Origin of the sequence: Lysinibacillus sp. JNUCC-52 (assembly GCF_015999545.1) — a bacterium.
Classification (GTDB): Bacteria; Bacillota; Bacilli; order Bacillales_A; family Planococcaceae; genus Lysinibacillus.
In genome coordinates this window covers 2,699,202-2,714,469 of the sequence record NZ_CP065546.1, presented here as the reverse complement: position 1 = coordinate 2,714,469, position 15,268 = coordinate 2,699,202, and the positions used below count along the sequence as shown (strand labels likewise).

The 15,268-nt window shown below is 36.9% G+C and carries 18 protein-coding genes; 17 read left to right on the top strand and 1 reads right to left on the bottom strand.

Annotation, left to right across the window (positions count from 1 at the left end; genetic code table 11):
• The first annotated feature begins 116 nt into the window (after positions 1-116).
• From JNUCC52_RS13400 to rsmI, 10 genes are all read left to right on the top strand, one after another.
• Positions 117-1,541 (top strand): aminotransferase class I/II-fold pyridoxal phosphate-dependent enzyme, encoded by a 1,425-nt coding sequence (locus tag JNUCC52_RS13400; protein ID WP_337980142.1) that lies wholly within the window; start codon positions 117-119, stop codon positions 1,539-1,541.
• Between the two features lie 17 nt (positions 1,542-1,558).
• Positions 1,559-2,188, top strand: a complete 630-nt coding sequence (tmk, locus tag JNUCC52_RS13395; RefSeq protein ID WP_228134241.1) for a dTMP kinase — start codon at positions 1,559-1,561, stop codon at positions 2,186-2,188.
• 303 nt (positions 2,189-2,491) lie between these two features.
• Positions 2,492-2,821 (top strand): cyclic di-AMP receptor DarA, encoded by a 330-nt coding sequence (gene darA, locus JNUCC52_RS13390; protein ID WP_024362572.1) that lies wholly within the window; start codon positions 2,492-2,494, stop codon positions 2,819-2,821.
• A 92-nt stretch (positions 2,822-2,913) separates the two neighbouring features.
• Complete coding sequence (locus tag JNUCC52_RS13385) at positions 2,914-3,354, top strand: YaaR family protein (protein WP_228134242.1); 441 nt, start codon at positions 2,914-2,916, stop codon at positions 3,352-3,354.
• Between the two features lie 153 nt (positions 3,355-3,507).
• The gene (gene holB, locus JNUCC52_RS13380; RefSeq protein WP_228134243.1) at positions 3,508-4,512 is read left to right on the top strand and encodes a DNA polymerase III subunit delta'; all 1,005 of its coding nucleotides are present in this window, start codon (positions 3,508-3,510) and stop codon (positions 4,510-4,512) included.
• Positions 4,505-5,320, top strand: a complete 816-nt coding sequence (locus JNUCC52_RS13375; protein ID WP_228134244.1) for a PSP1 domain-containing protein — start codon at positions 4,505-4,507, stop codon at positions 5,318-5,320. Before holB ends, JNUCC52_RS13375 begins: the two co-directional genes overlap by 8 nt.
• A gap of 27 nt (positions 5,321-5,347) precedes the next feature.
• Positions 5,348-5,704, top strand: a complete 357-nt coding sequence (yabA, locus tag JNUCC52_RS13370; protein WP_228134245.1) for a DNA replication initiation control protein YabA — start codon at positions 5,348-5,350, stop codon at positions 5,702-5,704.
• Between the two features lie 63 nt (positions 5,705-5,767).
• Positions 5,768-6,517 carry a tRNA1(Val) (adenine(37)-N6)-methyltransferase gene (locus JNUCC52_RS13365; protein WP_337980141.1) on the top strand — a complete coding sequence of 250 codons (750 nt, stop codon included), beginning with the start codon at positions 5,768-5,770 and terminating at the stop codon, positions 6,515-6,517.
• On the top strand, positions 6,501-6,764 hold the full coding sequence (locus JNUCC52_RS13360) for a GIY-YIG nuclease family protein (RefSeq protein WP_228134247.1): 264 nt from the start codon (positions 6,501-6,503) through the stop codon (positions 6,762-6,764). Before JNUCC52_RS13365 ends, JNUCC52_RS13360 begins: the two co-directional genes overlap by 17 nt.
• On the top strand, positions 6,761-7,636 hold the full coding sequence (rsmI, locus tag JNUCC52_RS13355; RefSeq protein WP_228134248.1) for a 16S rRNA (cytidine(1402)-2'-O)-methyltransferase: 876 nt from the start codon (positions 6,761-6,763) through the stop codon (positions 7,634-7,636). Before JNUCC52_RS13360 ends, rsmI begins: the two co-directional genes overlap by 4 nt.
• A gap of 264 nt (positions 7,637-7,900) precedes the next feature.
• Here rsmI and abrB read toward each other — a convergent pair whose 3' ends face one another.
• The gene (abrB, locus tag JNUCC52_RS13350; protein ID WP_024362580.1) at positions 7,901-8,179 is read right to left on the bottom strand and encodes a transition state genes transcriptional regulator AbrB; all 279 of its coding nucleotides are present in this window, start codon (positions 8,177-8,179) and stop codon (positions 7,901-7,903) included.
• 346 nt (positions 8,180-8,525) lie between these two features.
• Between abrB and metG the strand changes: the two genes are divergently transcribed.
• The 7 genes from metG (at position 8,526) to JNUCC52_RS13315 (ending at position 15,190) form a co-directional block, all read left to right on the top strand.
• On the top strand, positions 8,526-10,502 hold the full coding sequence (metG, locus tag JNUCC52_RS13345; RefSeq protein WP_337980140.1) for a methionine--tRNA ligase: 1,977 nt from the start codon (positions 8,526-8,528) through the stop codon (positions 10,500-10,502).
• A 253-nt stretch (positions 10,503-10,755) separates the two neighbouring features.
• Entirely contained in the window at positions 10,756-11,526 is a 771-nt protein-coding gene (locus JNUCC52_RS13340; RefSeq protein WP_139860051.1) for a TatD family hydrolase, read from the top strand.
• Positions 11,527-11,661: 135 nt separating this feature from the next.
• Entirely contained in the window at positions 11,662-12,873 is a 1,212-nt protein-coding gene (locus JNUCC52_RS13335; protein ID WP_139860053.1) for a resuscitation-promoting factor, read from the top strand.
• 167 nt (positions 12,874-13,040) lie between these two features.
• On the top strand, positions 13,041-13,607 hold the full coding sequence (gene rnmV / locus JNUCC52_RS13330; protein WP_139860054.1) for a ribonuclease M5: 567 nt from the start codon (positions 13,041-13,043) through the stop codon (positions 13,605-13,607).
• On the top strand, positions 13,600-14,481 hold the full coding sequence (gene rsmA / locus JNUCC52_RS13325; protein ID WP_139860055.1) for a 16S rRNA (adenine(1518)-N(6)/adenine(1519)-N(6))-dimethyltransferase RsmA: 882 nt from the start codon (positions 13,600-13,602) through the stop codon (positions 14,479-14,481). The genes rnmV and rsmA overlap by 8 nt, the downstream gene beginning before the upstream one ends.
• Positions 14,482-14,636: 155 nt before the next feature.
• Entirely contained in the window at positions 14,637-14,897 is a 261-nt protein-coding gene (veg, locus tag JNUCC52_RS13320) for a biofilm formation stimulator Veg (RefSeq protein WP_010857021.1), read from the top strand.
• A gap of 113 nt (positions 14,898-15,010) precedes the next feature.
• A complete protein-coding gene (locus JNUCC52_RS13315; protein ID WP_228134250.1) occupies positions 15,011-15,190 on the top strand; it encodes a small, acid-soluble spore protein, alpha/beta type in 180 nt (59 codons plus the stop codon).
• The last annotated feature ends 78 nt before the right edge of the window (positions 15,191-15,268 follow it).

The window sequence follows — 15,268 nt, the reverse complement described above, 5'->3', positions numbered from 1 at the left end:
TTATTGTGATTTTCTACCCTTTAAATCTTAAGCTATCCTATTTAGTAGGATAGCTTTTTTATCCTGCAATAATCCCGTATAATTAAAGGATAATAAACGGAAAAGGGTGTCTTGTTTTGCAAAAGAAAAAGCCAATTGTAGAAGGTTTAGAGCGTTTTCGACAACAACAAAATATATCCTTCCATGTACCAGGACATAAACATGGTGAATTGTCACAACTTCCACAAGCTTTTAAAGATGTCATGCGTTACGATGTGACAGAATTAACAGGGCTAGATGACTTACATTATCCAGAAGAGATGATTTTAGAGGCAGAAAGTTTACTAGCTGATACATATGGCGCGAGAAAAAGCTTTTTTTTAGTAGGTGGCTCTACGGTAGGAAATTTAGCTATGATTTATGCTACATGTAAAAGAGGCGAGACGATTATTGTACAACGCAATGCGCATAAGTCTATTTTTCACGTAATCGAGCTTGTTGGAGCAAAGGCGGTATATGTTTCTCCACTGTGGGATGATCGAACATTAACAGCAACACATGTCTCTTATCATGATCTAAAACAGGCAGTCGATTGTTATCCAGAGGCAAAGGCGGTTGTCTTAACATACCCTACATATTACGGTATGACTTCGAAAGAAATGTCACAGCAAGTCGCTTATTGTCATGAAAAAAAAATACCCGTTTTGGTAGATGAGGCTCATGGCGCTCATTTTAGTGCCTGTGCTTTATTTCAGCCATCTGCTTTGACCTTTGGTGCTGATGTTGTTGTACAGTCAGCTCACAAAACGTTGCCCGCTATGACAATGGCTTCTTTTATGCATGTAAACTCACAATTAGTGGATGTAGATCGCATCCATCACTATTTACGCATGTTACAATCCAGTAGTCCATCGTATGTATTGTTAGCTTCTTTAGATGATGCACGCTATTATATACAGACATATATGGAGAGTGATGGTGCATATATAATAGAGAAAAAAAATCAATGGGTTGAAGCATTACGTGCGATTGGCTCACTTGAAGTTATTGAAGTAGATGATCCTATAAAAGTATTGCTTCGAGTTAACGGTTATAGTGGCTTTCAATTACAAGAAGCATTAGAAGCTAAGCATGTTTATGCAGAGCTTGCAGATGCACATCAAGTATTATTTGTGTTACCACTTTTAAAACAAGGGTATAGTTACCCGTTTGCAGATATACGTGTTCGCATTAAAGAAGCTGTAACAGCATTATTAAACACTGAAAAAACAGATATACAAGCTGTTTCACAAACTGCTTACAATTTTGTCGCTATTACTGAACCAGTGTATTCGTTCGATGAAATAGGGAATATGAAAAAAGAATGGCTACCATATATGCGAACAATGGGACGTACGGCTGCAAGTATGATTATTCCATACCCCCCTGGCATACCATTACTTGTGCCAGGTGAAAAAATTACAGTGGCTAAACTAAGTCAACTAGAGGAATTACTTGCAACAGGTGCAACCTTCCAAGGAAAACACCGATTAGAAGAAAAAATGATTGAGGTCATTAAATAGTTGGAGGCAATAACAGCATGAAGCGCAATTTATTTATTACATTTGAAGGTCCAGAAGGTGCTGGTAAAACAACCGTTATTAAGAAAATTGCTGAACGGTTAGCACAAGAAAATATAGATGTATTAGCAACAAGAGAACCTGGCGGCATTGAGATCGCTGAAAAAATTCGTACAATCATTTTAAATCCTGAGCATACAGCAATGGATGAGCGAACAGAAGCATTGTTATATGCCGCAGCTAGAAGCCAGCATTATTTTGAAAAAGTGCGACCTGCTTTAGATGCTGGAAAAATGGTGATTTGTGATCGATTTATCGATTCATCTTTAGCTTACCAAGGATATGCACGTGGCATTGGTGTAGATGAAGTACTATCCATTAATGAGTTTGCGATAGGAAAAAAACTACCTGATTTAACAATCTTATTTGATATTTCTCCAGAGGTTGGTTTAGCCCGTATTCATGCACATGGAGACCGCGAAGTAAACCGCCTTGATGTGGAAAGTCTGGCTTTTCACCAAAAGGTGCGTGAAGGATATTTACAATTAGTAAAACGTTATCCAGAACGTATAAATGTCATCAATGCAGACCAAAGTATTGAGCGTGTAGTTGAAGATGTATGGGCAATATTGAATGAAGCAATACAGTAAAAACATGAAGTCAACCACCATATTGTGATATAATGGTAACATACGGTGACAGATGAACTGCATCGAATAGAAGAACAACTTTCCTTATAGGTGCTAAGAAGAATGCAATTTATCATTGGTTACGCAAAACGTGATAAAATAAAGAAGTGAACTTTTTTTAGCGCAATCTTTCCTTCGAGGTAGTCATTCGAAAGCCTAATTAATTTTGTGCTTTTGTATAAAATGAAGTTAGTAACGATGGTAGATGTTGCTGTTTTTGAATAAATTCTATCAAGGCCAATTATATAAAAGGGGTGAGTGCGAATGAAGTTAGTCGTAGCTGTGGTACAGGATCAGGATAGTAGCCGCTTATCAAATGCTTTAACGAAAAATCAGTTTCGCGCAACAAAATTAGCGAGTACAGGGGGTTTTTTACGCTCTGGTAATACGACGTTCTTAATTGGAACAGAAGACTCTCTCATACCCAAAGTTTTAGATATTATCCGTGATAATTGTCGTGCGCGTGAACAGTTAGTTGCACCTGTGTCACCATTAGGTGGAAATGCTGATTCCTATATACCATATCCAGTGGAGGTAGAGGTAGGAGGCGCTACTGTATTTGTTTTACCGATTGAACAATTTCACCATTTTTAACGCTATTGAATAAAAATTTAACATAATCAAGGCAGTACAAATTCACTTACGAAGATGAATTTGAGAAGAAAGCAATTGGGGGCGAAAGAAGCTTGAAGATCAATCAAGATATCCGTGTCGGGTTAAATACTAATCGTAAAGAGCCTCTGCAAAATACTAATCAAAACAACCGATTTGGTGATATGGTCGTAAAGCAAGGTTCAAAATTGCAAACCGAACAATTAACACGATTGTTGGGGGATATTTCTACTGCTGGTGACCGTGTTGCAAGATCCCGTAATTTGCGAGAACTTGCTCGTTTTAAAATGCTCGTCAAGCGATTTTTACAGGAAACTGTAGAGCATGGAATGGAATTAAAGCAATCACATACATGGAATCGCTTTGGTGAAGGAAGACGATTAAAGATTATTGAAACAATTGATAGTCGTCTTGTGGAACTAGCACAAGATATTTTAGATGAAGAAAAAGAAGCGATTGACCTTCTCGATAAAATTGGAGAGATAAAAGGTCTATTAATTAATTTATATATGTAAAACCCGTGTCTTGTTCACTTGTAGGCGCGGGCTTTTTTCAAATTGGTTCAGTAGGATTTTAAATAGTAAAATTAGGAATGTATCTCTACTGAAATACATTTACTTGTACAAGTCTAAAAGGCTTTATTGATATAGGAAGGAATTTAATAAAAAATGGCGAAGAATGTTGAAGAGCTTTTCACACTACAGCCAGTCGTAATGAAGCAGCTTCAAACGATATTTGATAAAAATAGATTAGCCCATGCATACATTTTTGATGGCGAAAAAGGGACAGGCAAAGTGGATATTATGCATTTTTTTGTAAAATTAATGCTATGTGAACAACCACTTAAAAATGTTCCATGTGAAACATGTCGAAATTGCAGACGGGTCGATTCGGGAAATCATCCGAATATTCATCAAATTTATCCTGAAGGTCAATTTATTAAAATTGATCAAATACGGGATCTTATTGCAGAGATGAAGATGATGGGTGTAGAGCAAGGACGGAAAATTTACGTACTCCATCATGCAGACCGCCTTAATATTGCATCCGCTAATATGATCTTGAAGTTTTTAGAGGAACCAGAAGGGGAAGTTACGGCTATTTTGTTAACAGAACAGATGCAATCGATATTACCAACGATTCGTTCGCGCTGTCAGCATGTTAAGTTTCAAAAAATGCCAAGACAAGTGTTGTTAAAGCATTTGCAAGAAAATGAAATTTCCCACTCTATGGCTTCTACTGTTAGCATGATGACGAACGAGCTCGAAACAGCTATTTTTTTAGCAAAAGATGAGCAGTTTGCACAGGCTCGAAAAACAGTGTTAAAATTAGTAGAGGCAATTCGCCAAAATGTACATGAAGCTATGATTGTTGTGCATGAGGAATGGTTGCCACTATTTAAGGAAAAAAGCGAAATGGAGCAAGCATTGGATTTACTACTATTTGCTTACCGTGATATAGTGTCAATAAAAGCTAATCCCGAAGCAGCTTGTACTTATCCAGACATGTTACAGCCTTTCAAAGAAGCTGCGTTACATTCGACTTTCGAACGCCTATCTAGTCAAATGGAAGCCATTTTACAGGCGCGCGCATCTTTACAGCGTAACATGAATAGGACGTTAATGATGGAGCAGCTAATGCTTAATCTGCAGGAGGGATATACATTTGTATAATGTAGTAGGAATTCGCTTTAAAAAAGCGGGTAAAATATATTATTTCGATCCAGCATCGTTTCTACTAGAAGACAGTCAATATGTCATTGTAGAAACAGCTCGTGGTGTAGAATACGGTAAAGTAGTTGTCCCTCAAAAAGTAGTAGGGGAAAATGATGTCGTATTGCCACTTAAGCAAGTACTACGACCAGCAGATGAACGAGATCGGATTCAAGTTGAAGAAAATGCAATTGAGTCAAAGCGGGCATTTGAGCTAGCAAGTGCCAAAATCATAGAACACAAACTAGAGATGAAACTTGTTGATGTTGAATATACATTTGATCGTAATAAAATAATTTTTTATTTTACAGCAGAAGGTCGGGTCGATTTTAGGGATTTAGTAAAAGATTTAGCCTCTGTTTTTAGAACGCGTATCGAGCTACGCCAAATAGGTGTTCGAGATGAAGCAAAATTATTAGGTGGTATCGGTCCATGTGGTCGAATGCTATGCTGTTCAACATTTTTAGGTGATTTTGACCCAGTATCTATTAAAATGGCAAAAGATCAGAATTTATCTTTAAACCCATCAAAAATATCAGGGTTATGTGGTCGTTTAATGTGCTGTTTAAAGTATGAAAACGATGAATATGAAGAAGCAAAAGAAGGCATGCCAGATGTTGGTGAAATGACAATGACACCAGATGGCCGCGGAAGAGTTGTAGGTTTAAATGTGCTGGAAAGACTTATTCAAGTATATTTACAAGAGCAGGAACGAACAGCTGAGTATACACTAGAAGAACTGCTAGCATGCGAAAAAAATCTTATATAAGATAGAGAATTTAACGAGGTGGCTTGGGTGAAGGACCGTAATTTCTTAGATACCGTTATGGAGTTCGAACAACAGCTCGAAGCAATGCAGGAGCAATTTGGTGCATTGAAGCAATTTGTAGCGTTAATGATGGAAGAACATAAGGCACTCGAAACAGAAAATCATCACCTTCGTACACGTCTAGAAGAACTACTTTCTAAAGAGAACACCGTACAGGCTGCAGATGAGAAGAAAGAGATTCCATTAGATATTGGCGAGGGATATGATAACTTAGCACGCCTTTACCAGGAGGGCTTCCACGTTTGTCATGTTCATTTTGGGAGTTCACGTAAAGGTGAAGACTGTCTGTTTTGTCTATCATTTTTAAATAAGCAAAATGTGTAATAGAAGGCTGATTCCCGCTTCGGTGGTGTCAGTCTTTTGTTTTGTATAGTAGGAGGAAGGTTCGTGGAAAATTGGTTAAAGGATGATGAAAGGCTAGACTATTTGCTGGCAGAGGATTTACGTATTATTCAAAGCCCATCTGTCTTTTCTTTTTCATTGGATGCGGTGTTGCTTTCGAAATTTGTCAATGTACCTTATTATAAAGGAAAAATTGTTGATTTATGTTCTGGTAACGGTGTCATACCATTATTTTTAAGTGCCAGAACGAAAGGACAAATTACAGGTGTAGAAATACAACCACGTCTATTTGATATGGCTGAGCGAAGTATTCGTTATAATAACTTAGAAGAACAAATCCAAATAGTTCTTGGTGATGTAAAGGAAATTCCAACTCAATTAGGAATTGAAAAATATGATGTGGTAACATGTAACCCGCCGTATTTTTTAGCTCATGAAGCGAGTGATAAAAATATAAGTGAACATCACGCGATTGCGCGACATGAGCTACATTTAACACTCGATGAAGCGGTACAGTCTGCAAGTAAATTATTAAAACAAGGTGGCAAGGCAGCATTTGTTCATCGCCCAGGCCGCTTATTAGATATTGTCACTGCGATGCGGGCAAATCGATTGGAACCAAAACGAATGCAACTGATTTATCCGAAAGCGGGGAAAGAAGCCAATACCTTATTAATAGAAGGAATAAAGGATGGTAAACCTGATTTAAAAATATTACCGCCGCTTTATGTTTATGACGAAAACAATGAATATACAGCAGAAGTGAGAGAAATGCTCTATGGAAAAAACCAATAGTCATTTCTTCTATGTATTAGAATGTGCAGACAAGTCGTACTATGCAGGCTATACAAATAATGTAGACAAGCGTGTTGCCGCACATAATGCAGGTAAAGGTGCTAAATATACTAAGGCAAGAGGACCTGTGACATGTATCTATGTCGAAGCTTTCGACACAAAACAAGAAGCGATGCGAGCAGAATATGCTTTTAAGCAGTTAACACGGACGCAAAAAACAAAATATATGGGGAGGGATCAATCGTGAAATCACAAAAAAGTACGGTGCACAATCAGCAAGGATACTTATATCTTGTGGCAACACCAATTGGGAATTTAGAGGACATGAGTGTGCGTGCACTGCGTATATTAAAAGAAGCGGATGTGATTGCTGCTGAAGATACACGAAATACAAAAAAGCTTTGTAACTATTTTGAAATTGATACACCACTTGTTAGTTACCACGAACATAATATCGAAGCTGGGGGAGAAAAGCTATTAGCCTTTTTACGAGAAGGGAAAACGGTGGCATTAGTTAGTGATGCGGGTCTACCTTGTATTTCGGATCCTGGGGCAGATATTGTCGTGAAGGCAATTGAGGAAGGAATTGCAGTAGTGCCCATACCAGGTGCCAATGCGGCAATATCTGCTTTAATTGCATCAGGTTTAACGCCTCAGCCATTTTTCTTCTATGGCTTTTTAAACCGTGGAAAAAAAGAGAGACGCCAACAATTAGAGCAATTAAAAAACCGACAAGAAACAATCTTATTTTATGAGGCGCCACATCGCTTAAAGGAAACGTTGAAGGATATGGAATTAGTTCTTGGCAATCGACGTATTGTGCTAGCGCGTGAGCTCACAAAGAAATTTGAAGAATTTCTTCGTGGCACGATAACAGAAGCGGTTGAATGGGCACAGACCGAAGAAATTCGAGGGGAATTTTGCATTGTTTTAGAAGGAAATCAACATGCAGAACAAGACAATCAAGAAGAGGCATATTGGAAAGATATGAACGAGGTAGAACATGTCGATTATATTATTGCTGAAACAGGTGTAACTTCTAAAGAAGCTATTAAAGAAGTAGCAAAACTTCGACAAGTAGCTAAACGAGATATTTATAATGCTTATCATAGTGAGTAAGTGTCAATAACAGTGGGGTTGTCTCAAAAGAGGCAACCTTTTTTGATTGATTAATACAAAATTTTCCAAATGTTGTCGTTTTATTTGTTAAAATAAAAGATTTAAAATTGATAATAATTGTAAAAAAGAGTAATCTTAATAAAAGATGTCTGACATGGACATTATAAGGGAATCATATATATTACTTTTCGTGATAGGAAGAAATTTTTATCAAATAATAAAAACACCTAAATCGCTGTTTTCGATTTAGGTGCTAGAAAGAAATTATTTTTTTAAGCTAGATTGGATTTCTTTCATTAACATTTCTGCGCCTTCAGGACTTAAAATTAATTTTCCTCCAACTAGACGGAAGTTATCATCAGATACTTCACCAGTAACAGCACATGTCATATTAGGCATATATTTTTTAAGGATGATTTTGTCGTCATCTACGTAGATTTCTAAAGCGTCTTTTTCAGCGATACCTAATGTACGGCGAAGTTCGATTGGAATTACCACACGACCTAATTCATCGACTTTACGAACAATTCCTGTTGATTTCATAATTATTTTTCCTCCTAAAAGTAAAAGTTATATTGTATTTCGTCAAATTTCGACATTATTTCTTTGTCTGATAGTTATCATACCAAGTAATGCCATAAACGTCAATTAATTAATACAGTAATAATCTCTTATTTGTAAAAATTTTTGAGAAGAAAACAGTTATATTCAATTTTTTAAAAGGTTTTTATTATAGATTTTATTTTATAGTAAAAAAGCTTCTTATAAAATACATTAAATGGATTAGTATAATATTCGACAATTTTCGCATTCAATAAACTTTCATTGAAACGAATTTCGTACTTCGATAGAATAGATATTATACTGTGAAACATTGGAGGCAGTTCTCGTGAGCGAACAAAACAAAACATTCTATATAACAACCCCGATTTATTATCCAAGTGGAAAATTTCATATTGGTACGGCGTACACGACAGTGGCGTCCGATACGATAGCACGTTATAAACGTTTACGTGGATATGATGTGCGTTTCTTAACAGGAATGGATGAGCATGGGCAAAAAATTCAAGAAAAAGCAGCAGAAGCTGGCAAGCATCCTCAAGAATATGTAAATGAGATTGCCGAGGCAGCAAAAAAACTTTGGACATTAATGGACATTTCATATGATGATTTCATTCAAACAACAGAGGAACGTCATACAAAAACTGTCGAAAAGATTTTCCAAAAGTTTTTAGATAACGGCGATATTTATAAAGGTGAGTATGAAGGCTGGTACTGCACGCCTTGTGAGTCATTCTTTACAGAGACGCAACTAGAAGATGGGAAGTGTCCAGACTGTGGACGGGCTGTACACAAAGTGAAAGAGGAATCTTACTTCTTTAATATGAAGAAATACGCTGATCGCCTATTAGCTTATTATGAAGAGAACCCTGATTTCATTGAACCAGAATCACGTAAAAACGAAATGATTAACAACTTTATTAAACCAGGACTGGAAGACTTATCGGTATCGCGTACTTCATTCGACTGGGGTATTAAAGTACCTGGAGACCCAAAACACGTAATATATGTTTGGGTAGATGCGTTAACAAATTATATTACTTCTTTAGGATACTTATCGGATGATGAAACGTTATTTAACAGTTATTGGCCAGCGGATGTGCATGTAGTTGGAAAAGATATTGTACGTTTCCATACAATCTATTGGCCAATATTCTTAATGGCTCTTGATTTACCATTACCTAAAAAAGTTTTTGCACACGGATTTATTATGATGAAGGACGGTAAAATGTCTAAATCAAAAGGAAATGTTGTGTATCCAGAAATGCTTATCGAGCGTTATGGATTAGATGCAACGCGTTACTTCCTATTAAGAGAGCTTCCATTTGGCTCTGATGGTGTATTTTCTCCAGAGTCGTTTGTTGAGCGAACAAATTTTGACTTAGCAAATGATTTAGGCAATTTATTAAACCGTACGATTTCCATGATTAACAAATATTTTGATGGTAATATCCCTACAGAAAATCTTCAATCTACTGAATTTGACGAGGCATTGAAAGTGCATGCAGAAGCAGTACGTATTAAATATGAAGAAAGTATGGAAAAAATGCAATTTAGTGTCGTATTAGCCGACCTATGGACGCTTGTTTCACGCACAAATAAATACATTGATGAAACGCAACCTTGGGTTCTTGCTAAAGATGATGCGGATAAACCAAAATTAGGTTCTGTTATGCGAAATTTGGCAGAAAGCTTACATCATATTGCTGTCATGTTACAACCATTTATGACATCTACTCCGACACGTATTATCAACCAATTAGGTCTAGATGACAAATTCTTAACATGGGAAACAATTGAAACATTCGGCAATACTATTCCAGCAAACATTAAAGTGGTAGAAAAAGGAACACCGATTTTCCCACGTTTAGATAGCGAAATTGAAATTACTTATATTCGTGAGGAAATGCGTGGCTCAGTTAAAACTTCTCAGGAAGAAGAAGCAAGCGTAGCATCAAAAGCTGTGGAGGTTCCAGAAATTCCTGAAATTTCAATTGATGATTTTATGAAAGTTGACTTGCGTGTGGCAACGGTTACAGCATGTGAGCAAGTACCGAAGGCAGATAAATTATTAAAGCTTCAGGTAGACCTTGGTTACGAGCAACGACAAGTAGTTTCGGGAATTGCTAAGTACTATTCTGCGGAAGAATTAGTCGGACAAAAAGTAATCGTAGTTGCGAACTTAAAACCTGTTAAGTTACGCGGTGAATTATCACAAGGAATGATTTTAGCAGGTGAAAAAGATGGAATTTTAAAGCTAGCAACTGTTGATCCAAAATTGGAAAATGGTGCAAAGGTAAAATAAAAAACTAAGAATGGCCTGCTGAGTAGAAAATATTCAGCGGGCCATTGTAAATTTAGCCTTAAAATGGCTATTTTATTATTTTGAGATAATTTATGCAATGCGTAAATTGACGAATTTTAGGTATATGGTAATAGTTATGACGAATATATATAAGTGTATTGTCACAATACTAAATTGTTTGTAACAAATTTGTAATACAGATGCAAAATATGAAATAATAATTTTTAATAAAATCAATGTTAGGAGAATGACAATGTTTATCGATACACATGTACATTTGAATGCGGAGCAGTATCAAGAAGACTTACAAGAAGTCATAGATCGAGCTCTTGAAGCAAAAGTTGAAACTATGGTAGTTGTAGGATTTGATCGTAAAACGATTGAAAAAACAATGGAATTAGTAGAGCAATATGATTTTATTTATGGTGTTATTGGTTGGCATCCAGTAGATGCCATTGATTGTACAGAAGAGGATTTACACTGGATTGAAGAATTGGCATCACATCCTAAAATTGTTGGAATTGGTGAAACAGGTTTAGACTACTATTGGGATAAATCCCCAAAAGATGTTCAACAAGCGCTATTTCGCAAGCAAATTCATTTAGCACAAAAAGTAAATTTACCAATTATTATTCATAACAGAGAGGCAACCGCAGATGTTGTCAACATTTTGCGTGAAGAAAACGCAGCTTCTGTTGGAGGCGTAATGCATTGTTATAGCGGAAGTGTAGAAACTGCCCGCCAATGCATTGAGATGAATTTCATGATTAGTCTTGGTGGACCAGTGACGTTTAAAAATGCCCGTATGCCGAAAGAAGTGGCGACGGAGATACCTTTAGAGCACTTGATGATTGAAACAGATGCCCCATATTTAGCGCCACATCCATATCGCGGTAAACGTAACGAACCAGCGTGGGTGCCATTAGTTGCAGAGGAAATAGCACGTTTAAAAGAAAAACCAATTGAAGAAGTTGCACAAGTAACGACTGCGAATGCAAAAAAATTTTTTAGGATTGACGTTTAACTAGCTAAAGTGCCTCCAATACAGTGTTTGCGGTTGGCTAATATAGCATGGTCAAATTTTTTTGAAATACAATCGGGTTGACAGTGCTAATTCTAGTCCGTATAATCCAACTTTGTATTAAGGAGGCGTTTTTTCATGTCAAATAATTCCATGAAAAACTTGTTCTTAGGATCATTGAGGAGTAAGCAAACAGTGATAAGAATTGTTTCAATTGTCCTGTTTGTATCAGTAATTTCTTTCGTACTTTACCAAGGTACTAAAAAAACCGTAACGCTTAGCGCTAACGGGGAAGCAAATGAAGTAGCAACACATGCAAAAACTGTAGAAGAACTATTACAAAATGAAAATATAGACGTAGCAGCGCATGATAAAATATCACCCTCTCTGAATGCCAAAATTGTTAATGGATTAGCAATTACTTGGGAACAGGCAAAAGAAGTAACAATTTCAGTTGATGGAAATCAGTCAAAAGTTTGGACAACTGAAAAACTAGTGAAGAACATTTTGAAGGAAGCAAATATTGAAGTATCAGAGCATGATACATTAAAGCAAAGCTTGGATACAGAAGTAGGAGCAGATAACAAAATCGATATTCAAAAAGCGTTTCAGGTGACGCTTGTCGATGGCTTAGAAAATAGACAAGTTTGGTCCACTTCGACTACGGTCGCTAACTTTTTAAAACAACAGGGAATTCAGCTAAATGAATTCGATCGTGTCGAGAATAACCTGGAGGACGTTATCACTCCAGAGAGTAAAATCGCAGTAGTTCGCGTAGAAAAGGTTATCGATGTAGTGGAAGACTCATTAGATTTCGCAATTGAAAAGAAGCAGGATGCTTCTTTGCTAAAGGGAAAACAAAAAGTAGTAACTACGGGCGAGAAGGGCAAAATTTCTCGAACGTATGAAGTCGTTAAAGAAAACGGCAAAATTGTCGCGAAAAATTTACAATCTGAAAAAGTCATAAATGAGCCAAAGAAACAAGTAGTGGCTGTTGGTACTAAAAATTTAGTAGCCAGCACTACAACTGTGTCTCGTGGTTCAGCGGAGCCATCTAGTGGAAAAGAGTTTTATGTTACTGCAACAGCGTACACACCTTACTGTAAAGGTTGTTCAGGAACATCAGCTACTGGTATTAACTTACGTTCAGATTCAGGCTTAAAAGTAATCGCAGTAGATCCATCTGTTATTAAACTTGGCTCAAAAGTTTGGGTTGAAGGCTATGGAACAGCGATTGCTGGGGATACTGGTGGTTCAATTAAGGGTAATAAGATCGACATACTAGTACAATCAGATGCACAAGCTCGTAATTGGGGACGCAAGAAAGTGCGCATTAAAGTATTAAATTAAAAAAATTGTAAAATATAACAAAATGTTTTCACTAAGCATTGGCTTTCCTGTATTGACTGGCAGGAAAGCTTTTTTCACGTAAACAACACATAAGCTTTGTATTTCTGTACAATCATACAGGGCAGTTGTAAAATGGTCTGAAGATATGGTAGAAAAGAGGAGCCTTTTTGCAAATACAAGAAGTGATTGTCGTTGAAGGAAAAGATGATACAACCGCAATTAAGCGAGCTGTTCAGGCAGATACTATAGAAACAAATGGATCGGCTATTTCGGAAGAGACGCTTAAACGTATTCAGCATGCACAGGATAAACGAGGTGTCATCGTCTTTACAGATCCCGATTATCCAGGACGACGAATTCGAGCAATTATTGAACAGCACGTGCAAGGTGTGAAACATGCCTTTTTACCAAAATCCAAAACAATTGCGAAAAATGGTAAAGGATTAGGTATTGAGCATGCGGCAGATGAGGATATTCGTGAGGCATTGAGTCTTGTGTATACACCAAATAGTACGGAGCCCATTGCTGATGATATTACGCTAGAAGATTTAATGACCGCTCGCTTAATTGGGCATCCAGCGGCGAAAAGACGCAGAGATCGTCTAGGAGAAATTTTAAATATTGGTGCAACAAATGGTAAACAACTTCATAAAAGATTGAAAATGTTTCAAATAACAGAACAGCAATTTGGCGCAGCTGTCGCACAGGTAGATCAGGAGGAAAATAATGCATAAGGATATTGCAACACCGATTCGAACACAAGAAATTTTAAAAAAATATGGCTTTTCGTTTAAAAAAAGTTTAGGCCAAAATTTTTTAATTGATCCTAATATTTTAAGAAATATTGTTAGTCATGCGAATTTAACCGAAAATAGTGGCGCGATTGAAGTAGGTCCAGGAATTGGTGCATTAACAGAGCATTTAGCACGCAGCGCGAAAAAGGTCGTATCGTTTGAAATTGATCAGCGCTTATTACCAGTACTAGCAGATACACTAAGTCCATATAATAATGTGTCTATCGTACATTCTGATATTTTAAAGGCAGATGTGGAGAAGGTAATTGAAGAAGAAATGCCAGGCATTGAAGATATTATGGTTGTTGCTAATTTGCCTTATTATGTTACGACGCCTATTTTGATGAAATTGTTAAATGATCGTTTACCAATTCGCGGATTCGTTGTCATGATGCAGAAAGAGGTTGCTGATCGTATTACAGCAAAACCAGGAACAAAAGAATATGGCTCGCTATCTATTGCCATTCAGTATTATGTGAAGGCTGAAATAGCTATGACCGTGCCGAAAACGGTTTTTATGCCACAACCAAACGTAGATTCAGCAGTTATACGCCTTATTAAACATGATGAGCCGCCAGTGAAAGTTATAGACGAGGATTTCCTTTTCGTCGTAACGCGCGCTTCGTTTGTACAGCGTCGTAAAACAATTTTAAATAATTTACAATCAGGTCTACCAAACGGTAAGGCGAATAAAGAAAAAATAATCGAAGCTTTACAATCGGCAAATATAGAACCAACTCGTCGAGGTGAGACACTTTCCATTCAAGAGTTTGGAAAGTTAGCGGATGCCTTATATCCAACGTTTGCAAAGTAAAAAATATGTTACATTTTCATTCGAAATGAAAAAAAAACGTATTTTTTCAAAAAAAATAAGTTGACAACATTTATAGAGGGCTGATAAAATATTATATTTTGTTGACATTTTTGGGCGTATCCCTTATACTAGTTATTAGTGAGGTGTAAGCGAAAATGCCAAAAACTTTAGCGGACATTAAAAAGTCGTTGGATTGTCATTTGGGTAAACGTTTGCAGTTAAAAGCAAACGGAGGTCGCAAGAAAACGGTCGAGTGTGCAGGGATATTGCGTGAAACATATCGTGCAATTTTTGTAGTTGAACTTGATCAAGAAGACAATACGTGCAAGCGCGTATCGTATAGCTACACAGATATTTTAACTGAGGCAGTAGAGATTACATTTTTAGACGAAGCACAGGCTGCTGTCGCGAAATAGTTTCTAGTACTTATTTCTATATTTTGAAGCACTCATGTATGTTAAAAACTACATGAGTGTTTTTCGTTTTATCGCACATACTAATATCGTCAGTTGTTAAAGGAGGAGTTTGCATGCCTAGAAAGGGAATCATGTCACCTCGTTTAAAAGAAGAGATCGCCAAAGAGCTTGGATTTTATGATGTTGTGCAAAAAGAAGGTTGGGGCGGAATTAAAGCTCGAGATGCTGGTAATATGGTGAAACGTGCCATTGAAATGGCGGAAAGAGAACTCAGCGAGCAAGAGCGTAAGTAGTATACTTCGCACAAAATTGCTTGCTGACATTTTTACTTCAATCAGCTAGGGAATGAACCGATGCTGAACACAACAAAA